This is a genomic window from Neobacillus sp. K501 (assembly GCF_053749995.1).
This window is the reverse complement of sequence record NZ_JBSLYA010000006.1, coordinates 237,942-257,152: the sequence shown is the minus strand read 5'-3', so window position 1 is coordinate 257,152 and position 19,211 is coordinate 237,942. Positions and strand designations below refer to the sequence as shown.

The following is a 19,211-nucleotide window of genomic DNA, read 5'->3' as shown; positions in this document are numbered from 1 at the left end:
ATATTAATAGATTAATAGGAGGAATGAAAAATGACGGATTCAAGAGTTACGCAATTACAAGAAAGCTGGGAACTAGATAAGCGTTGGCAAGGGATTACAAGACCATATACGGCAGAAGATGTTATCAAGCTTCGTGGCTCAATCGACATCGAGCATACTTTAGCAAAAAGAGGAGCAGATAAGCTTTGGAAACTAATCAATGAGGAAGACTATATTAATGCGCTTGGCGCGTTAACAGGTAATCAAGCAGTACAGCAAGTGAAAGCTGGCTTGAAAGCTATATACTTAAGCGGCTGGCAGGTTGCGGCTGATGCTAACCTTTCTGGCCATATGTATCCAGACCAAAGCTTGTACCCAGCAAACAGTGTACCAAGTGTGGTAAAACGGATTAACCAAGCGCTCCAACGTGCTGACCAAATCACCCATTCAGAAGGCGATGACTCCATCGATTGGTTTGCTCCAATTGTTGCCGATGCTGAAGCTGGCTTTGGTGGTCAGCTAAACTGCTTCGAGTTAATGAAAGGGATGATTGAAGCGGGTGCTGCAGGCGTTCACTTTGAGGATCAGCTTTCCTCTGAGAAAAAATGCGGTCACTTAGGCGGAAAGGTTTTACTGCCAACACAAACAGCGGTTAAAAACCTGATTGCTGCGCGTTTAGCTGCGGATGTAATGGGTGTACCAACTGTACTAGTTGCCCGTACCGATGCCAATGCTGCAGACTTAATTACTAGCGATATCGATATGACAGACGCACCATTCATCATCGGTGAGCGGACGCCAGAAGGATTTTACCGGACCAAAGCAGGACTTGACCAAGCAATTGCGCGCGGTTTAGCTTATGCCCCATATGCTGATCTGATTTGGTGTGAAACTTCCGAGCCTAATATTGAGGAAGCAAGACGTTTTGCCGAAGCGATCCATGAGCAATTCCCAGGCAAATTGCTAGCATACAACTGCTCGCCATCCTTTAACTGGAAAAAGAAACTGGATCCAGAAACAATTGCAAAATTCCAGCAGGAGCTTGGAAAAATGGGCTACAAGTTCCAATTCGTTACTCTTGCAGGCTTCCACGCCTTGAATCACAGCATGTTCGAGCTTGCTCGCGGCTACAAAGAACGTGGCATGGCAGCATACTCAGAATTACAGCAAGCGGAGTTCGACAGCGAACAATACGGCTACACAGCTACACGTCACCAACGTGAAGTGGGTACAGGATACTTTGACCAAGTTTCTATGGTGATTACAGGTGGAACTTCTTCTACAACCGCGTTGAAGGGGTCTACGGAAGAAGAACAGTTTACGAAATAATTATTGAATGTGTCCCGCTCTCTTTTTCGGAGGGCGGGATCCTTTATTATTATGGTTTCATATGACCCGTTGAGCTAAGGGGATAGAGGGTTGGGTCATTATGAAAGTTTCATAATACCCGTTGAGCTAAAGGGATAGAGGTTTTGGTCATTATAAAGGGTTCATAATGCCCATTGAGCTAAAGGGATAGAGGGTTGGGTCATTATGAAAGGTTCATAATACCCGTTGAGCTAAGGGGATAGAGGTTTTGGTCATTATAAAAGGTTCATAATGCCCGTTGAGCTAAGGGGATAGAGGTTTTGGTCATTATAAAAGGTTCATAATGCCCGTTGAGCTAAGGGGATAGAGGTTTTGGTCATTATGAAAGGTTCATAATGCCCGTTGAGCTAAGGGGATAGAGGGTTGGGTCATTATGAAAGGTTCATAATACCCGTTGAGCTAAAGGGATAGAGGTTTTGGTCATTATGAAAGGTTCATAATGCCCGTTGAGCTAAGGGGATAGAGGGTTGGGTCATTATGAAAGGTTCATAATGCTCGTTGAGCTAAGGGGATAGAGGTTTTGGTCATTATGAAAGGTTCATAATACCCGTTGAGCTAAGGGGATAGAGGTTTTGGTCATTATAAAAGGTTCATATTGTCCATTGCCAAAGTGAAGTGGCAGTTACGGTCATTATAAAAGTACATTATGTGCGAATCCTAAGTGATTTACCTTTAACCGGCCCTGTTGTTTGTCCATTTTTTGGAATGTAACTCTTTTTAAGGTATTATCATACATAATAATAGTCCTTTTAATGGAGTTGATCTGATTGAAAAAGCCAAATGTTGAGGATGTCCTTCAACAGGGAATACACGGCCCTTTGGAAACCAAGCCGGATGAAAGGCGAGAGTTTTTAGGAACTTTACGTGAGCGAATCATTGTCGCTCTCAAAAAAGCCCAGGTAGCGGAGAAAAGCATTTATCCGCAAGTCGAGCAAGAAATGAAAGCAAATCCACTGTCACATCTCTTTTTAAATGGAAATATGGATTACATGAAACTATCGAAGTATGTAAAGTTGGCAGCTAAATACAATCTTGAGCATACTATCGTCACCAACAAAGAGCACGACACAGAAATTGGGTTAATTCTAGCGATGGATTATGCAATTGATAAAGACGAGATTTATCTAACAAACAAACCGTTTATACAGCCTGAGGTTAAAAAGAGTAAAGGGCTTTTTGCAAAAATTTTTAAAAGATGAATCCAAAAGCAGTTGAAAGCACGAAAGCTAGTGCTATTTAACTGCTTTTTCCAGTTAAATTGGAATTATGGAATATTATGGGCTATAATAAATTATAAAAAGAATTTTTAGAATAATAAATTTACCAATGGGACGTACATAATTGATTTCAATTTAACTAAGTGTATAGAAGATTCATAGAGTCCAGAAACTATATTACTAGAAACAAGTTAAGGAGGAGGAGATTATGCAAAAAAGAAAACTACTTTTTATCATCATTAGCTTAGTTTTTATCATCACAGGCTGTAAATATCCAACTCTTGAAACAGCTGTAAGTAAAGCCATCCCATTTGAGGTACAGGAAATACTCTATGAAAAGAAAAGTCAGGGTACTACGATTCTTCTTTACACCCATAAGGCGGAAGGAGAAGATGGAGAACAACTTCCTGAACCAGTGCTAGGTATTGCTTTCCTAGAAGGGAATGATGAAGATGGCTGGGAAAATGATGGGCCAAATGGCTGGGATACTTCTGAAAATAAAAACTATAGCGTTTATCAACAAAATTATACCCATTATGGTAAAAAAGGTAAGATTCTGAAAGAGATGGATGTAGCTTTTGGTGAAATCCTCAATCAGGATATCGACAAGGTGGAATTTGCGGATCAGGATTCAGAAGAATACAAGATAGCGAAAATCATTAAAAAAGAAAATAAACGCTATTATTTAGGGATTGGGGATCATCCAAAGGTTAGGGCATTAAATGCTAACGGTGAGGTCATCCAGCCATAATACATATGTTAAAGGGGCTTGAAACATCAAGCCCCTCTACTAATCTCTACGGTTGCTTCTAATTGTATGTCTACATTCCCTTGAATCGCCCTGCTAATCATACAGGAGGTTTCCGCCTTTTTTGCCAGCTTATGTGCTAATAATTGCTCCTTATCAGTAGCATTCCTATTTAAAATAATATGCGGTCGATGGATAATTTTTTTATAGGTAATAACGCCCCTAGTTACGTCGACGATTCCCTCTGAATCCATCGTTAATGATTGTTTCTCCAGTCCGCTTCGTTCCATCATTGCAGCAAGCGTAATGATATAGCAGGTTGCTGCAGCCCCGAGCAGCATTTCATCCGGATTCGTACCAACCCCGGGTCCATCCATCTCTGGTGGAATCGAAACCTTTGTTTTTAAGTTTCCGCTCACAATTTCGCCCACATCATTCCGTAAACCAGGCCAGTCCGCTTTTAATAAAAATCGATGTTCTGCCATTTGAATTCCTCCTATGTTTAGTAATTCACGTTAAAATATGATAGTTTTAATATATAAATATCTATGGAGCAGAAGCTGAATGAAAATAATTGTAAAAAAATTTGCCCTAACACTGATCCTTTGCTGTTATCTTGCCATTCTAACAAAACTTATTCTATTTAAATATATTCCTCTATCTGAAATCATAAATCATTTTAATTTTACCTATGATCAAAACCTTTGGCGTTCAAATAACTTTGTTCCTTTTAAAACGATTTATTTTTATCTGTTTTTAGCAGATATAAATTTAAGTATCCGCATCGAGAACCTAGCGGGGAACATTATTGGTTTCATTCCATTTGGATTCATTTTACCACTTTTATCAAAAAGAGTTTTTAAGTTAAGTACGGTGATTCTCTTAACATTTTGTTTAAGTCTTACGTACGAAATTCTGCAGCTTGTTTTTGAATTTGGCAGTTTTGATGTGGATGATTTAATTTTGAATACATTGGGCGGAATTTTAGGTTATATTCCTATTAAACTAATTCGGTTTTTTAAGAAAAATCGTCGCCGCAAAAAAAGGCCATGGTTCTTTTTTTGATATTAATCTAAAATCATCTTCTTTTGCCTATAATGGTTAGGGAATCATTGCGGTGAAGCGGAAAAGTTTGGTATTATCAATATTAAAATAACCATGACCATTGGGATTGGAGGATCTGAAAGATGTCACGAATTTCTAACGAACAGGTTAAGCATGTTGCTAATCTTGCTCGCTTGGCAATCAACGAGGAAGAAGCAGAAAAATTAACAAAAGAACTGGATGCGATTATTACTTTTGCAGAACAGTTAAATGAATTAGATACGGAAAATATCGAGCCAACCTACCATGTGCTTGAGATGAAAAATGTATTTCGTGAGGATGTCCCGCAAAAAGGGCTTCCGCGTGAAGAAGTATTAAAAAATGCACCAGAGCATCAGGATGGCCAGATAAAAGTTCCAGCGATTATCGGGGAGTAAAAAGTAAAGCGGAAGCGCATTGGCGCTGGAGCTAGACAGAAGGAGGACTAAGGTGAGTTTATTTGATTATAAAGTTTCAGATCTCCATGAACTTTTACATAAGAAAGAACTAAAGGTTTCAGACCTTGTGAATGAATCGTATAAACGAATTTCAGAGGTTGAAGATAAAGTTCAAGCATTTCTAACATTAGATGAGGAAAGAGCTAGACTAACGGCTAAAGCACTTGATGAGAAATCCTCTGAAGGCTTAATATTTGGGATGCCAATCGGCATTAAAGATAATATCGTTACAAAAGGACTTCGTACTACTTGTGCGAGTAAGATTCTTGAAAACTTCGATCCTATTTATGATGCAACCGTGGTTCAAAAGCTGCAGCATGCAGAAACCGTGACCATTGGTAAGCTGAACATGGACGAGTTTGCGATGGGATCCTCGAATGAAAATTCCAGATTTCAAAAGACACGAAACCCATGGAATCTTGAAAGAGTACCAGGCGGTTCATCAGGCGGATCAGCGGCATCGGTTGCAGCAGGAGAGGTTTTATTTTCACTTGGATCTGATACTGGTGGGTCGATTCGCCAGCCGGCCGCTTTTTGTGGGGTTGTTGGCTTAAAGCCAACCTATGGACGAGTTTCCCGCTTTGGCCTAGTTGCTTTTGCCTCCTCACTTGATCAAATTGGACCGATTACGAGAACGGTTGAAGATAATGCTTATCTATTACAAGCGATTTCCGGGCTTGACCCAATGGATTCAACCTCTGCGAATGTTGACGTGCCGAACTTTGTGAATGCTTTAACAGGAGATATTAAAGGGTTAAGAATCGCGGTTCCAAAGGAGTATCTTGGTGAAGGGGTAAGCGAATCTGTTCGCCAAACGGTTTTAGAAGCTCTAAAGGTTCTCGAAAAACAAGGAGCGGTTTGGGAAGAAGTTTCATTGCCACATTCCAAATATGCGTTAGCAACCTACTATTTGCTTTCTTCATCAGAAGCATCAGCGAATCTGGCGCGTTTTGATGGAGTTCGCTACGGCTATCGAGCATCTGACGCTGATAGTTTAATCGATTTATATAAAAAGACACGTGCGGAAGGTTTTGGTGAAGAGGTTAAACGCAGAATCATGCTTGGAACCTTTGCCTTAAGCTCCGGTTACTATGACGCTTATTATAAAAAGGCTCAGCAGGTTCGGACTCTTATTAAAAAAGACTTTGAAGATGTCTTTGAAAAGTACGATGTGATCATTGGCCCAACAACGCCAACACCAGCATTTAAACTTGGTGAGAATATTGATGACCCGTTAACGATGTATGCAAATGATATTTTAACAATCCCAGTAAACTTAGCTGGGGTACCTGGAATCTCCGTACCATGTGGCTTTGATAACGGGCTGCCACTAGGTCTGCAAATCATTGGAAAGCATTTTGATGAAGCAACCATTTATCGTGTTGCTCATGCTTTTGAACAAGCAACCGAATTTCATAAACAAAAGCCAGAATTGTAGGGGGTGAAGAACGATGGAATTTGAAACAGTGATTGGTCTTGAGGTACACGTCGAATTAAAAACAGAATCAAAAATCTTTTCCGCAAGTCCAAACCATTTTGGGGCGGAACCGAATACAAATACAACGGTGATTGACCTTGGTTATCCCGGCGTCCTTCCGGTCCTTAATAAGAAGGCAGTGGAATTCGGGATGAAGGCAGCGATGGCCTTGAATTGCCAAGTGGCGACACATACTAAATTTGACCGAAAGAACTATTTTTATCCGGATAATCCAAAGGCGTACCAAATCTCGCAATTTGACAAGCCGATTGGTGAGCATGGCTGGATTGAAATTGAAGTGAATGGCTATACGAAGCGAATCGGGATTACCAGGATCCATTTAGAAGAAGATGCTGGGAAGCTAACACATGGCAATGGCTATTCGTTGGTCGATTACAATCGTCAGGGAACACCGCTTGTAGAAATTGTCTCAGAACCGGATATCCGTACACCTGATGAAGCCTATGCTTATCTGGAAAAATTAAAATCGATTATTCAATACACCGGTGTTTCGGACTGCAAGATGGAGGAGGGCTCACTCCGTTGTGATGCCAATATTTCAATTCGTCCACTCGGTCAGGAGGAGTTCGGAACGAAAACTGAGTTGAAGAACTTGAACTCCTTCAATTTTGTCCGTAAGGGTCTTGAATATGAAGAAGTGCGCCAACGGGAAGTCGTTTTAGCTGGCGGAAAAATTGATCAAGAAACCCGCCGATTTGATGAGGCTACGGGTAAAACGCTGCTTATGCGTGTGAAAGAAGGATCGGATGATTATCGTTACTTCCCAGAACCAGACTTGCTGGACTTATATATTGATGAGGACTGGAAGGCTAGGATTCGTGCTGAAATTCCTGAGCTTCCTGACCAGCGGCAAAAGCGGTATGTAGAAGAGCTTGGATTACCAGTTTACGATGCAAAGGTATTGACTGTTACGAAGGAAATGGCTGATTTCTTTGAAGAAACCGTGGCTTCTGGTGCAGATGCAAAAATGGCTTCCAACTGGTTGATGGGTGATGTTTCTGCCTACTTGAATGCTGAGGGCAAAGAACTTGAACAGGTTGCCTTAACTCCTGAAGGCTTAGCTGGTATGATTAAGCTTATTGACAATGGAACAATTTCTTCAAAAATCGCCAAGACTGTTTTTAAAGAGCTAATTGAAAATGGCGGCGATGCTGAGCAAATTGTGAAGGACAAAGGGCTTGTTCAGATTTCTGATGAAGGCACTCTTCTTAAAATTATTGCTGAGGTTCTTGATGCCAATCCACAATCGATTGAAGACTTTAAAAATGGGAAAAACAAAGCAGTTGGCTTCCTTGTTGGGCAGTTGATGAAGGCTACAAAGGGACAGGCCAATCCACAATTGGTTAACCAATTATTACAGCAGGAATTAGGTAAACGATAAAGTATATAGCTGGCAGAGACAATCTGCCGGCTATTTGTTTGTCGAAACAATCCTCGACAATCATTTCCCAATTTCCCGGGAAAAAGCCCTTTATTCCCTGGGGTTAAAATGGTTTTAATTAAACGTTTGTTTAAGTGACAAGATACGACTGGATTTTAGAGGGGAAAAGCCTGTATATAAAGGTTTAAGGGGTATTTAATCAAACGTTTAGTTAACAATTGAAATGGTGATTTTCGTCGAAATAGAGTTTATCCTTTATTTCTTTCGGTTAATCGAAATTTCTCTGACTCTATTCGACAAGATATTTTTTGATTTCTCTGCAAGGATCTTTTTAAATAAAGGATGGAACAAAATTTAAACAAACGATTAGTTAGACGACAATTTTCTACCATAATAATGGTGGAAATGCTTTACATCTAAGGGTTTGTACTACTTTCTAATCAAACGATTGATTAACATCGAAAAAACGCCTGGACAGTATATGTCCAGGCGTTTCATCATGACCGCTATTCTTGTTTCAATAAGCGGACGCTTTCATCAAATTCTTTTTCAATCTCATCATTTTTCTTATAAGTTATTAAACTTACGATAAATGAAACGATAAGGTTTAAGGCAAAGCCTGGTACGATTTCATATAAGGAATCGCCAAGCCCAACATTTTTCCAAACAATAACGGTTACGGCACCGACGATCATTCCGAAAAGAGCTCCCCAGCTGGTCATTTTTCTCCAGAACAAGCTTAGAATGATAATTGGACCGAAAGCAGCTCCGAAGCCTGCCCATGCATAAGCAACCAGGTCTAAGATTGTGCTGTTTTGATCTAAAGCAAGTATTGCAGCAACAACGGCAACGAGTAATACCGCCATTCTTCCTAAGAATACAAGATGTTTATCTGTTGCCTTTTTGTTCATGACGACTTTGTACAAGTCTTCAACAAGGGCACTAGATGTAACGATTAATTGGGAAGAAATCGTACTCATTATGGCTGCAAGAATCGCTGCTAAGGCAAAACCAGCGAAAAGTGGGTGGAATAAAATCTGGCTTAATTCAATAAAGACCGCTTCTGGGTTTTCTAACACTTGCCCAGGATTATTATGGAAGTATGCAATTCCGATAAATCCGGTGAAGATGGTACCAATAAGTGAGAAAATCATCCAACCCATACCAATGCGGCGGGCGCTTTTTGTCTCTTTAATTGATGTGATCGCCATAAAGCGGACAACAATATGCGGCTGACCAAAATATCCAAGACCCCAAGCCATTGCTGAAATAATTCCAAGAGTTGTTGTACCTTTAAAGAAGTCTAGATAATTAGGGTCAATCGCACGAATCGTATCAAACGTTTCTGTAGGACCACCAACTGTGAAAATTCCGATTGCCGGAACAAGAAGCAGGGCAATCAGCATCATTAACCCTTGAATGAAGTCTGTATAACTTACAGCCAGGAATCCTCCAAATAACGTGTAAGCGATGGTAACACCACCAACAATGAGAAGACCTGTCAGATAGCTTGTACCAAAGGAGCTTTCAAAGAATACCGCTCCAGAAACTAAACCGGAAGAAACATAGAATGTAAAGAAAATAAGTATAACGATACCTGATACAATACGGAGTAGTTTCGATTTGTCTTTAAAGCGATTCTCAAGGTAACTAGGAATGGTGATAGAATCGTTCGCCACTTGCGTGTAAGAACGTAAACGTGGTGCAACGAATAGCCAGTTAAGATAGGCACCAATTGTTAAGCCAATGGCAATCCACGCATCTGCTAGCCCGGTTACATAAATACCTCCAGGTAAGCCCATTAATAGCCAGCCACTCATATCAGCAGCGCCAGCACTTAAAGCGGTTACAGCAGGTCCTAAAGACCTTCCCCCAAGCATGTAATCCGTTAGATTGCTAGTTTTACGGTATGAGTACCAACCGATAAAGAGCATCATGGCAAGATAGATGCCAATAGATACTAATTGTAGTGTTTCATTGGACATGCATTTTCCCCCTTTGTTATCGTAGAAAACATTTTAAATAATATTTTCTATATATTTAATATTCTATCAATTGTATTTTACTATTTTATGAGTGATATTAATAGTATTTTTTAAATAGAAAAATATGCTAGTACAATAATGTTTATTAAAACAGTAAGCCCTTCCATTTGTAAGTGAGAAATGAAACGATTATCATAAGAGAAAAAGGAGTGTTTGGGGATTGAATTTAAATTCGTGGTTTCAAAAGGGACTATCAATGGAAGAGTACACCGTTTTAATGACCCGTAATAAAGAAGAAATGCTTTCCATTTATGAACGCTTTACCCTTACGGACGAGGATAGAAACAAGTTGGAAGCAGTAAAGTCGAAAGGGTTACGAGCGATCGTTCTGACAGAAGATTGGTGCGGAGATGCAATGCTTAATAATCCAGTTTTATTACGACTGGCAGAAGCTGCGGGGTTTGAGGTTCGTTTTGTCCTACGTGACCAAAACCTTGAGTTGATGGATCAATATTTAACGAATGGAACATCAAGAGCAATTCCAATCTTTATTTTTATCGACCAGGCAGGGAATGAAGTTGGTGTTTGGGGTCCAAGAGCTCCAGAAATGCAAGAGTTGGTAGTAAAGGGACGCGCAGAGCTTCCTGATAAGGACGCCCCGGATTTTCAAGATAAGCAAATAGAATTATATAAACGACTCGGTAAGGCCTATCAAACGGATCCATCCATTTGGCAAACTGTTGCAAACAGCATCATGGCTGTACTTTTAAAATAAGTTTTGATCACGGAAATCGGCCGCGCGAAATGGCGGATTGGCGACCGAAATCATATAGAAACAAAGAAAACGGTTGTTAATAAGGGTAATTGACGACCGAAAACATGTAGAAACAAAGAGAACGGTAGCCAATATGGGCCATTCGCGACCGAAATCAGATTGAAATAAAGAAAATGGTCACCAATAAATAACTTCTAATAAAAAAATCCCAGGTTAAGAACCTTGGGATTTTCTTATTTACATCTTTAAACCGCCGCCTTTTGGCGGGATTCGGTCGTTGATTATGCTTTTATCATTGATTTTCGGCTCCATACCGAGCATATAGTTACGGATATTGGAGCGGTGAAGAAAGGCTATAAATAACGTAAAAAATAAAAAGATAAGTTCAAATTCCAATTCAGGTGATACGAGTGAATATGCAAAAAGGGTAAGACCGACTGAGATGGAGCCAAAAAATACGTACTTAGAAATGTAAATCACTAAAAAGAAAATGACATAGGTGACAACAAGCAACGGAAAATTAGCAACTGCTAAGGTACCTGCTGTTGTCGCAATTGCTTTCCCACCACGAAACCCAGCAAAAATAGGGAAGCAGTGTCCAAATACGGCCACAAGTCCAAAATAAAGCGGGTCGACATCAAGGTTGAAGATGATTGGAAGCGAAGCAGCTACTGCCCCTTTCCCAATATCAACGAGTACCACGATGATGGCAGAGCCTTTGCCAAGAACCCTCAAGGTATTGGTTGCGCCAGGATTTTTGCTGCCGTAATCGCGGATATCTACCCCAAAAAAGAGCTTGCCCACAATCAGGGCAGTAGGAATACTGCCAATTACATAAGAAGCAATAAGCAATAGCCAGAGCATAGAATCATTCCTTTGTCAGAGTATCTTCATTCTTTATAGCATTTTAACATATTACAATGGTGCAATTTTGGTAAAGTTCCCAATTGGAGGAAATTTTGAGCTTTGGGGAAATGGCCAGGTTTGCTATAAGTTATGCTCGTTTAAGAGAATATATTCCTGAGAGTTTAATTGAAAGCTATCCATTAATACTTTACGTGCAGCCACTTCGCACGTTTTTATATGCTACTATTTATGAGAAAAATATTTTTTTGAAAAAGTGTAGGGGTTATGAACGAGCAGTTCGTCTATTAAGGTGTAAGTCAGAGAGAAAGGGGGAGAGAGCGATTAGTGACACAGTTTTAATTCAAAAAGTGCTGGACGGCAACGATCATGCATTTCGCCTTTTGGTTGAGAAGTACCGCAATGATGTGTTCCGGACCGTCTTTGCTGTTCTTCGCGATCAAAAGGAAGCCGAGGATGCCGCCCAGGAAGTTTTCATCAAAATATATACCTCTCTCTCCCAATATGAAAATCAAGGCTTTAAAACATGGATAACCCGAATTGCAGTTAATCATGCGATAGATGTGAAAAGAAAGCAGGCGAGACGCAAGGAAGAAGTGGTTGAGGCATTAGAACAGCAGGTGCTCGGCACACCGAAGGATAGTGTTGAAAAGGAACTAATTGAAAATGAACGAACAACGTTAATAAGAAAAAGGCTTGATGAACTCCCTGAGAATTATCGGGAAGTGATTTATGGCTTTTATATTGCAGAAAAAAGTTATCAGCAGCTGGCCGATGAACAAAAGGTACAGGTGAAAACGATCGAGACGAAGCTATATCGGGCTCGTCATTGGATGAAAAAGAATTGGAAGGAGGACGATTTTTCATGAAGCATTTTACTTATGATGAGTGGTTGAAGTACGTCAAGGACGAAATTAATGAAAAAAGCCGTGAGGATTTTGAAAGTCATTTATATGCATGTGACCAATGTTTGGAGCATTATTTACAAGCAGTAGCAGAGCATGAATCATCACTTCCAGTTCTATCAAATGAGAGCAGCTTTACCGATTTGGTGATGGCAGAAGTATTAAAGCAAAGTAAAACAGAAGAAACGCCACAATTGTCAAAAACGAAAAAGCCGTTCTATCAGCAAGCTGTTTTCCATTATATGCTCGCTGCGGCAGCGACACTCTTGCTAATGTTCTCAGGGGTCTTCCAATCACTAGCAAATTATGCAGGTTCAGTAGAAGCACCAAGTATGAAGGAAGCAAAGCCTTCAGTGACGGAAGGCGTCATTGATAAAACATTTGCATGGATGGATTCATTGGAAAAAAAGGAGGTTAATAAGAAATGAAAAGTTCAACAAAGGCATTAACATTATCATTGTTTCCCGGCCTTGGCCATCTATATTTCGGGAATATGATTCGTGGTCTCCTCTATTTAATGGGGGTAGTTGGCTGCGCATTTATAACGATCCTTGGGTTGTTTAGTAATAATGAAGAAATTGCCATTTTGGCATTCATGGCAGGAATCTTTCTTTATTTGGTAAGTTTTATCGATATGGGCGTGCAAATCTCGAAACAAAAGAAGGCATTGAAGGCCGCAAATCCGGAGGACCCACAACTGCAAGTAACCCAGGAATCGGAACGGTTTTATACGATTGTATTATCGTTTGTCCCGGGACTTGGTCATTTTCAGCTTGGTCTGATGAATCGTGGATTAACGCTATTGGCAGCATTTTTGGGTCTTGCTGTAATGATTATTTTCATCACAGCACTTAGCCATCGCGATGAATTTCTTGTTTTCTTGGCAGCACTGCCGATTATTTGGGTGTATGGATTCTTCGACTCTGTCCAGCAGTTAAATAAAAAACAGCGCGGTGAGGAGCTAATAGACAGAACAATCTTTGAAGACTTTGAAACAAGACGTGAAGTAGGAAAGAAGAGTAAATCCATTGCCACCTTTCTATCGATTTTCCCAGGGGCAGGTCACTTGTATTTAGGGCTGCAGCAGCGCGGGATTCAGCTGATGGCTGCATTTCTCTTTTCTATCTATATTTTAGATGTACTAAGGCTGGGGATATTCTTATTCCTGATTCCAATTATCTGGTTCTATAGCTTTTTTGATGCGATGCAAAAGGTTACAAGGTATGGGGATGAGGAAATTGAAGATGAGCCAATTATCGCTTATTTAATCAATCATCAGAAATGGGTAGGGATTGGACTAGTCCTGATGGGGTTTTACTATCTATTAATGAATATCTTTATCCCGGCATTCACACCGTGGATTACTCGATATTTTCAAGTGGATATTATGTATTGGCTATCAAGATACTTTCAAACAGGAGTAGTTTGCTTACTGTTAATCGGCGGCGGTATCAAGCTTTTATCCGGAAGCAAGGGGAAAAAGGAGGCTAAAAAGTCATGAGGAGATGGCAAAACAAAGTAGCGGGAGTACTCTTAATCGGAGCTGGAACCCTGTTCCTTTTTAGAAAAAGAAAGGTGGTACAGGAATGAGGACATGGCGTGTTGGGACGGTTTCGATGGGGGCCTCGCTCCTGCTCTTGGGTATTATTCTTTTCCTTTCAAGGTTTCTAGGCATGGAACTTGTTCAGGTGATGACAGCGTGGTGGCCGGTTTTATTGATTGTTCTGGGGATTGAAATATTGCTGTACTTATTTCTCTCACGGCAGGAGAAGCCGATGATTAAATATGACTTCTTAAGTATTTTCTTTGTTGGTGTGCTTGGGATGGTCGGAATTGCTTTTGCTGTGTTAAGTAGTACAGGTTTAATGGGGAAAGTAGAGGAAGCGATAGCGAGGGAAGAACGCTCGTTTGAATTGCCTGCCTATGCCTATAAAATGGATGATAGTATTAAACGGGTAGTTGTGAGGACGACTGGGTATCCAATGACGATTGAAACGACAGAAGAAAAGGAAGTATCGATGTTTGGTACTTACAGGACGGAAACGACCAAGAGTAAGGAAAAGTTGGTCAAGAGTGCGGAGGATTATGTTTCTGCCAATAGGAAGGGCGATACACTTTTTCTAAACGTGAAGACACTTCCAAACGAATCAGGTCTGTTCTCAACTTATCAAGAGATGGCAGCTACGATCTTGATTCCTGCCGATGTGAAGCTTGAAGTGATTGGCAATGGGAACAGTTTGACGCTCAATCCAAGGTCGCTCGTTAATAACTGGAGCATTAATGGTGTTTCCTCAATAGACGTGGAATTGAATGAAACCAGTGATTTAAAAATTGCGGCAAACGGTGTGGATGATGTAAGTGGGGAAGACGGCGCATGGCAGGTAACGGAGAAAGGTAACCAGAATGGCGGCATAGAAGGTGTAGAACGGAATGCCGTTTATCAGTCAGGAGAAGGGAAATATCAAATTAATATTAGTAATGCCAATTATGTCAGCTTAAATAAAAATTAATCTTCTCATCTTATTTTTTGCAAAAAAATAAAAAACAGGTATGATAATAGACGGTGGTAATCAGGATAAAATAAAATCGATGGCTACCTTAAAAATTGTAACCAAGTTCGTAAATTGGTAGAATATTGAAAAGAACTTATTGATTTCATAAAAAATAGGATGATGAAGATGAAAAGAGCAAGATTGATTTATAATCCTACTTCTGGACGGGAGATTCTTAAACGTCATCTTCCAGAAATTCTTGAAAAGTTAGAGCGTGCTGGATATGAAGCGTCATGCCATGCCACTACTGGTGCCGGGGATGCGACAAATGCTGCTAAGATTGCCGTTGAACGTCAGTATGATGTCGTCATTGCCGCAGGTGGTGATGGAACGATCAATGAGGTCGTGAATGGACTGGCTGATCAAGAGTTTCGTCCGAAGTTAGGGATCATACCTGCAGGAACGACAAATGACTTTGCCCGGGCATTGCAAATCCCAAGAGATATTGGGGCGGCGGTCGATATTATCACAAAAGGGGATCGCATACCAGTCGATATCGGGAGAATTAATGATAAGTACTTTATTAATATTGCCGGAGGCGGCCGAATCACGGAGCTAACCTATGAAGTGCCTAGTAAGCTGAAAACGATGCTTGGGCAATTGGCGTATTATTTAAAAGGTATGGAAATGCTGCCCTCCATTAAACCAACGGATTTGAGCATTGAATATGATGGAAAACTGTTTGAAGGGGAAGCAATGTTGTTCCTTGTTGGACTTACGAATTCCATCGGCGGTTTTGAAAAGATTGCGCCAGATGCCTCGATCAATGATGGCTTATTTTCTCTGCTCATTTTGAAAAAAAGTAATTTGGCGGACTTTATTCGTATTGCGACGTTGGCGATTCGCGGTGAGCATGTGAATGATCCAAACGTAATTTATACTCAAGCGAGCCGGATCAAAGTGCATTCTCAAGATAAAGTCCAATTAAACTTAGATGGCGAATTTGGCGGTTTACTGCCAGCGGAGTTTGAAAATCTTTACCGTCATTTAGAAGTTTTTGTACCGATCGATGATATTCGCCCACTGGACAAGCCAACCGATTGGGAGCCAGGAAAGAAATATAGTTAAAAGAGTTCGTTCCAATATGGAGCGGGCTTTTTTGCTGTGATAAAAGAGTTTTAAAACTAAGTGTTATTAGATTAGCTGTTTTCACTCCCCTTGTTGCTTTATTTAATATTGGATTTAGCAAGTGAGTAACCAGCGATAAGCGGAGATTTTCCGGTTATTCGCAAAATGGTGCTCGTTTCGGGGAAAATAAACGGAGATTCTCCGGTTATGCAAAGCAAAATCCCTTATTTTCAAATTTTTTGAGCCAATAGGCGGAATTTCTCCGTCTATTTAAACCTTTTTTGATAAAAATTACGAAATATGCGGAATTCTTCCGTCTACTTATCAGCTCGGGTGCTTTGAAAAACGGAATCTGTACCGGCTTCTTTTATTTGTTTCGTATTGAGAATTGGGTATATAATGAGGAAAAATGAGAGTTGAGGGGGACTGGGAAGATGGGGAATAGGGCATTAATTAACATCGACTATACGTACGATTTTGTTGCCGAAGACGGTGCGTTAACTTGTGGTGAACCAGGTCAAGCAATCGCGGCGAAAATTGTCCAACTGACTGAGGAATTTATTGAAAAGGATGACTATGTCGTTTTCGCCATTGATGTTCATGACAAAGGGGATGAATATCATCCGGAAACGAAGCTGTTCCCGCCTCATAATCTGCGCGGTACTGCTGGCAGAGATTTGTATGGTGCATTGAAGGATGTTTATGAAGCGAACAAAGAGAAGGCAAATGTCGCCTATTTCGATAAGACCCGTTATTCAGCTTTTGCGGGAACAGATCTGGAAATCAAATTACGGGAACGAGGCATCACCGAGGTGCATCTTGTCGGTGTTTGCACCGATATCTGTGTTCTCCACACAGCAGTGGATGCTTATAATAAGGGTTTTAAGATTGTCGTTTATAAGGAAGCGGTCGCGTCTTTTAACCAAAAGGGACATGAATGGGCTCTCGGACATTTTGAACAATCGCTGGGAGCTATGGTTAAATAAATTCTAAAATGATAAAATTAGGAAATATATTGTTTGTTAATGCAGTTTTCTGGAGGTTATTATGAAACACATTTATCAGGATGATAGTTTAACTCTGCATACCGATTTATATCAGATCAATATGGTAGAGACGTATTGGAGAGATGGAATACATAATAAACGTGCAGTGTTTGAACTGTTTTTCCGCAAGCTCCCATTTGGAAACGGTTATGCCGTTTTTGCTGGGTTGGAAAAAGTGATTCAGTTTATCCAAGGCTTCCGCTTTACGGAAGATGACATTGAATATTTGAAAAATGAAGTAGGCTATGCCGATGACTTTTTAACATACCTAAGAGATTTGCGTTTTACCGGCACGATCCGTTCAATGCGAGAGGGAGAGCTTGTTTATGGAAATGAGCCGATTTTAAGCGTGGATGCTCCTCTGGCAGAAGCACAATTAGTTGAAACGGCCCTCTTAAATATTGTTAACTATCAAACATTGATTGCCACAAAGGCGTCTCGAATTAAACAGGTTGTCGGAAATGAAGTTTCGATGGAATTCGGTACACGGCGGGCACAGGAAATGGATGCCGCGATCTGGGGAACGAGAGCAGCGTACCTTGCTGGCTTTGAAGGAACAAGCAATGTGCGTGCAGGGAAATTGTTTGGGATTCCTGTCTCGGGAACCCATGCTCATTCCATGGTTCAAGCTTATAAAGATGAATATACTGCTTTTATGAAATATGCAGAAACCCATAAAGATTGTGTCTTTTTAGTTGATACGTATGATACGCTCAAGTTAGGTGTGCCAAATGCCATCAAGGTAGCAAGAGAGATGGGCGACCGGATTAATTTTAAAGGAATCCGTCTTGATAGCGGTGACCTTGCTTATTTATCAAAAGAGGCTCGGAAACTGCTGGATGAAGCAGGATTTAAGGATGCAAAAATATTTGCATCAAGCGATTTGGATGAGTATACGATTCTCAATCTAAAAGCCCAGGGAGCGAAGATTGACAGCTGGGGAATTGGAACGAAGTTGATCACGGCGTATGAGCAGGCTGCACTTGGAGCGGTTTATAAGATTGTCTCGATTGAAGATGAGAATGGCAACATGGAGGATACGATCAAAATTTCCTCGAATCCGGTGAAAGTAACTACGCCTGGGTTGAAGAAAATATATCGTATCATTAATAATACCAATCATCATGCGGAGGGTGATTACATTGCCCTTGCGGATGAAAAACTGCCAGAAAAGCGGTTAAGAATGTTCCACCCCACCCATACGTATATCAATAAGGTGGTTACCAACTTTACGGCCAAAGAGCTTCATGATGATATTTTTTCTAACGGTAAACTCGTCTATGAGATGCCTTGTCTTGAGGAAACACGGGATTATGTGAAGCAAAATCTCGATGCCCTTTGGGATGAGTATAAGCGGACGATGAATCCGGAGGAATACCCAGTCGATCTTAGCCAAAAATGCTGGGATAACAAGATGAGAAATATTGAAGAAGTAAGGGAAAAAGTTAAAGAGATGAAGTGAATTTATGAGAGGCGTCCGAGAGTTGGGCGTCTTTTTTGTGGGGTGAGGGGGCCAGGTTCCCAAAACATCCAAAAAGTGTTGTAAGTCAATCTGCTTTTGTAGTAAGTGTCTAAAGATTTGTAGTAAGAGGCGATGATTTTGTAGTAATGCACAGAGGTTTTGTCGTAAAGGCTTCATAAATAAAAATCCCGCAGACTACTTACAAAAATCCGCGGGATCAGTATTTCTCTATTATTTTTGCTTAAAGAAATCCATAAAGGCATGGTAGATTTCAATGCCTTGATAGGTGAGCATACCTGCAGCAGTTAATGAAAACAGACCAATCATAACAAATCGGATCCACATTCTATTTTCCTCCCTTATTGTAAGTTCGTTCTTTACAATTTAGGAGCTGGAATCACGTAGTTGGATTGATGAAGTTTTGGGGTGAGGAAGATTAATTTATTTTTAAGATTTCTAGTGTAGATAATCAGCAGGATGATTGTAATCGATAATACATGTGCAAGTAGAATGTCTAGATGGAAATGGAATGTTTGCTTCTCCTCATCGTCCATTTGGGAATTCGAATTCCAATCATCGAAAACAAGGACGGCTTTACTTTCATGATGAATATGAGTAGGGAGATTGGAAATGTGAAGAATTGTCAGTGACATGATGGCGAGGAGTAATGTCATGAAGAGAACTCTCAGCTTCTTCATCGTTCTCAACTCCTTCCAAATGTGTATTGTTTTAATCATAAACACTTTCGATATGTTTGAAAACAAAAATGCTCCGACAATTTCCACCAAGGACAAGTTTCGCTTTCCTCCCGGCAATATGTTA

At 40.4% G+C, this 19,211-nt stretch carries 20 protein-coding genes; 16 read left to right on the top strand and 4 right to left on the bottom strand.

From position 1 onward, the window contains the following. Positions 1-30: 30 nt before the first annotated feature. The 3 genes from aceA (at position 31) to ACWM35_RS15575 (ending at position 3,315) form a co-directional block, all read left to right on the top strand. Entirely contained in the window at positions 31-1,308 is a 1,278-nt protein-coding gene (gene aceA / locus ACWM35_RS15585) for an isocitrate lyase (RefSeq protein ID WP_454819715.1), read from the top strand. Positions 1,309-2,114: 806 nt separating this feature from the next. Next, complete coding sequence (locus tag ACWM35_RS15580) at positions 2,115-2,546, top strand: YueI family protein (protein ID WP_454819714.1); 432 nt, start codon at positions 2,115-2,117, stop codon at positions 2,544-2,546. Positions 2,547-2,772: 226 nt separating this feature from the next. Continuing rightward, positions 2,773-3,315 carry a hypothetical protein gene (locus ACWM35_RS15575; protein ID WP_454819713.1) on the top strand — a complete coding sequence of 181 codons (543 nt, stop codon included), beginning with the start codon at positions 2,773-2,775 and terminating at the stop codon, positions 3,313-3,315. A gap of 26 nt (positions 3,316-3,341) precedes the next feature. Here ACWM35_RS15575 and ACWM35_RS15570 read toward each other — a convergent pair whose 3' ends face one another. Continuing rightward, positions 3,342-3,797, bottom strand: coding sequence for an OsmC family protein (locus ACWM35_RS15570; protein WP_454819712.1), 456 nt, complete (start codon positions 3,795-3,797; stop codon positions 3,342-3,344). Between the two features lie 79 nt (positions 3,798-3,876). Here ACWM35_RS15570 and ACWM35_RS15565 point away from each other — a divergent pair, with 79 nt between their 5' ends. The 4 genes from ACWM35_RS15565 to gatB all read left to right on the top strand — a co-directional run bounded on the left by ACWM35_RS15565 (position 3,877) and on the right by gatB (position 7,732). Further along, positions 3,877-4,377, top strand: a complete 501-nt coding sequence (locus ACWM35_RS15565) for a VanZ family protein (RefSeq protein ID WP_454819711.1) — start codon at positions 3,877-3,879, stop codon at positions 4,375-4,377. Positions 4,378-4,499: 122 nt separating this feature from the next. Further along, on the top strand, positions 4,500-4,793 hold the full coding sequence (gatC, locus tag ACWM35_RS15560) for an Asp-tRNA(Asn)/Glu-tRNA(Gln) amidotransferase subunit GatC (RefSeq protein ID WP_454819710.1): 294 nt from the start codon (positions 4,500-4,502) through the stop codon (positions 4,791-4,793). Between the two features lie 52 nt (positions 4,794-4,845). After that, positions 4,846-6,291 carry an Asp-tRNA(Asn)/Glu-tRNA(Gln) amidotransferase subunit GatA gene (gatA, locus tag ACWM35_RS15555; protein WP_454819709.1) on the top strand — a complete coding sequence of 482 codons (1,446 nt, stop codon included), beginning with the start codon at positions 4,846-4,848 and terminating at the stop codon, positions 6,289-6,291. A gap of 13 nt (positions 6,292-6,304) precedes the next feature. After that, a complete protein-coding gene (gene gatB, locus ACWM35_RS15550) occupies positions 6,305-7,732 on the top strand; it encodes an Asp-tRNA(Asn)/Glu-tRNA(Gln) amidotransferase subunit GatB (RefSeq protein ID WP_454819708.1) in 1,428 nt (475 codons plus the stop codon). Between the two features lie 506 nt (positions 7,733-8,238). Here gatB and putP read toward each other — a convergent pair. Next, entirely contained in the window at positions 8,239-9,717 is a 1,479-nt protein-coding gene (putP, locus tag ACWM35_RS15545) for a sodium/proline symporter PutP (RefSeq protein WP_454819707.1), read from the bottom strand. A 220-nt stretch (positions 9,718-9,937) separates the two neighbouring features. Here putP and ACWM35_RS15540 point away from each other — a divergent pair, with 220 nt between their 5' ends. After that, on the top strand, positions 9,938-10,492 hold the full coding sequence (locus ACWM35_RS15540) for a thioredoxin family protein (protein WP_454819706.1): 555 nt from the start codon (positions 9,938-9,940) through the stop codon (positions 10,490-10,492). A 237-nt stretch (positions 10,493-10,729) separates the two neighbouring features. Here ACWM35_RS15540 and plsY read toward each other — a convergent pair whose 3' ends face one another. After that, complete coding sequence (plsY, locus tag ACWM35_RS15535) at positions 10,730-11,356, bottom strand: glycerol-3-phosphate 1-O-acyltransferase PlsY (RefSeq protein WP_454819705.1); 627 nt, start codon at positions 11,354-11,356, stop codon at positions 10,730-10,732. A 95-nt stretch (positions 11,357-11,451) separates the two neighbouring features. Between plsY and ACWM35_RS15530 the strand changes: the two genes are divergently transcribed. From ACWM35_RS15530 to ACWM35_RS15495, 8 genes are all read left to right on the top strand, one after another. Further along, a complete protein-coding gene (locus tag ACWM35_RS15530) occupies positions 11,452-12,225 on the top strand; it encodes an RNA polymerase sigma factor (RefSeq protein WP_454819704.1) in 774 nt (257 codons plus the stop codon). Beyond that, positions 12,222-12,689 carry an anti-sigma factor family protein gene (locus ACWM35_RS15525; protein ID WP_454819703.1) on the top strand — a complete coding sequence of 156 codons (468 nt, stop codon included), beginning with the start codon at positions 12,222-12,224 and terminating at the stop codon, positions 12,687-12,689. The genes ACWM35_RS15530 and ACWM35_RS15525 overlap by 4 nt, the downstream gene beginning before the upstream one ends. Then, complete coding sequence (locus ACWM35_RS15520; RefSeq protein ID WP_454819702.1) at positions 12,686-13,762, top strand: DUF6677 family protein; 1,077 nt, start codon at positions 12,686-12,688, stop codon at positions 13,760-13,762. Before ACWM35_RS15525 ends, ACWM35_RS15520 begins: the two co-directional genes overlap by 4 nt. Then, complete coding sequence (locus tag ACWM35_RS15515; RefSeq protein WP_454819701.1) at positions 13,759-13,851, top strand: LPXTG cell wall anchor domain-containing protein; 93 nt, start codon at positions 13,759-13,761, stop codon at positions 13,849-13,851. The genes ACWM35_RS15520 and ACWM35_RS15515 overlap by 4 nt, the downstream gene beginning before the upstream one ends. Continuing rightward, positions 13,848-14,771, top strand: coding sequence for a LiaF transmembrane domain-containing protein (locus ACWM35_RS15510; RefSeq protein ID WP_454819700.1), 924 nt, complete (start codon positions 13,848-13,850; stop codon positions 14,769-14,771). Before ACWM35_RS15515 ends, ACWM35_RS15510 begins: the two co-directional genes overlap by 4 nt. A gap of 168 nt (positions 14,772-14,939) precedes the next feature. Beyond that, on the top strand, positions 14,940-15,881 hold the full coding sequence (locus ACWM35_RS15505) for a diacylglycerol kinase (protein ID WP_454819699.1): 942 nt from the start codon (positions 14,940-14,942) through the stop codon (positions 15,879-15,881). Positions 15,882-16,315: 434 nt separating this feature from the next. Beyond that, on the top strand, positions 16,316-16,867 hold the full coding sequence (locus tag ACWM35_RS15500; protein ID WP_454819698.1) for a cysteine hydrolase family protein: 552 nt from the start codon (positions 16,316-16,318) through the stop codon (positions 16,865-16,867). Positions 16,868-16,928: 61 nt separating this feature from the next. Beyond that, the gene (locus ACWM35_RS15495) at positions 16,929-18,389 is read left to right on the top strand and encodes a nicotinate phosphoribosyltransferase (protein WP_454819697.1); all 1,461 of its coding nucleotides are present in this window, start codon (positions 16,929-16,931) and stop codon (positions 18,387-18,389) included. Positions 18,390-18,766: 377 nt separating this feature from the next. On the opposite strand, the gene ACWM35_RS15490 is transcribed toward ACWM35_RS15495, so the two are convergent. Then, positions 18,767-19,087, bottom strand: a complete 321-nt coding sequence (locus ACWM35_RS15490; RefSeq protein WP_454819696.1) for a hypothetical protein — start codon at positions 19,085-19,087, stop codon at positions 18,767-18,769. Positions 19,088-19,211 lie beyond the last annotated feature (124 nt).

Bases quoted from the DNA above. Each gene is read 5' to 3' on its own strand.
- ACWM35_RS15520 (WP_454819702.1), top strand. From the start codon at position 12,686: ATGAAAAGTTCAACAAAGGCATTAACATTATCATTGTTTCCCGGCCTT.
- ACWM35_RS15490 (WP_454819696.1), bottom strand. From the start codon at position 19,087: ATGAAGAAGCTGAGAGTTCTCTTCATGACATTACTCCTCGCCATCATG.
- ACWM35_RS15575 (WP_454819713.1), top strand. From the start codon at position 2,773: ATGCAAAAAAGAAAACTACTTTTTATCATCATTAGCTTAGTTTTTATC.
- gatB (WP_454819708.1), top strand. From the start codon at position 6,305: ATGGAATTTGAAACAGTGATTGGTCTTGAGGTACACGTCGAATTAAAA.
- ACWM35_RS15505 (WP_454819699.1), top strand. From the start codon at position 14,940: ATGAAAAGAGCAAGATTGATTTATAATCCTACTTCTGGACGGGAGATT.
- plsY (WP_454819705.1), bottom strand. From the start codon at position 11,356: ATGCTCTGGCTATTGCTTATTGCTTCTTATGTAATTGGCAGTATTCCT.
- ACWM35_RS15495 (WP_454819697.1), top strand. From the start codon at position 16,929: ATGAAACACATTTATCAGGATGATAGTTTAACTCTGCATACCGATTTA.
- ACWM35_RS15500 (WP_454819698.1), top strand. From the start codon at position 16,316: ATGGGGAATAGGGCATTAATTAACATCGACTATACGTACGATTTTGTT.
- gatC (WP_454819710.1), top strand. From the start codon at position 4,500: ATGTCACGAATTTCTAACGAACAGGTTAAGCATGTTGCTAATCTTGCT.
- ACWM35_RS15510 (WP_454819700.1), top strand. From the start codon at position 13,848: ATGAGGACATGGCGTGTTGGGACGGTTTCGATGGGGGCCTCGCTCCTG.
- aceA (WP_454819715.1), top strand. From the start codon at position 31: ATGACGGATTCAAGAGTTACGCAATTACAAGAAAGCTGGGAACTAGAT.
- ACWM35_RS15525 (WP_454819703.1), top strand. From the start codon at position 12,222: ATGAAGCATTTTACTTATGATGAGTGGTTGAAGTACGTCAAGGACGAA.
- putP (WP_454819707.1), bottom strand. From the start codon at position 9,717: ATGTCCAATGAAACACTACAATTAGTATCTATTGGCATCTATCTTGCC.
- ACWM35_RS15570 (WP_454819712.1), bottom strand. From the start codon at position 3,797: ATGGCAGAACATCGATTTTTATTAAAAGCGGACTGGCCTGGTTTACGG.
- ACWM35_RS15565 (WP_454819711.1), top strand. From the start codon at position 3,877: ATGAAAATAATTGTAAAAAAATTTGCCCTAACACTGATCCTTTGCTGT.
- ACWM35_RS15515 (WP_454819701.1), top strand. From the start codon at position 13,759: ATGAGGAGATGGCAAAACAAAGTAGCGGGAGTACTCTTAATCGGAGCT.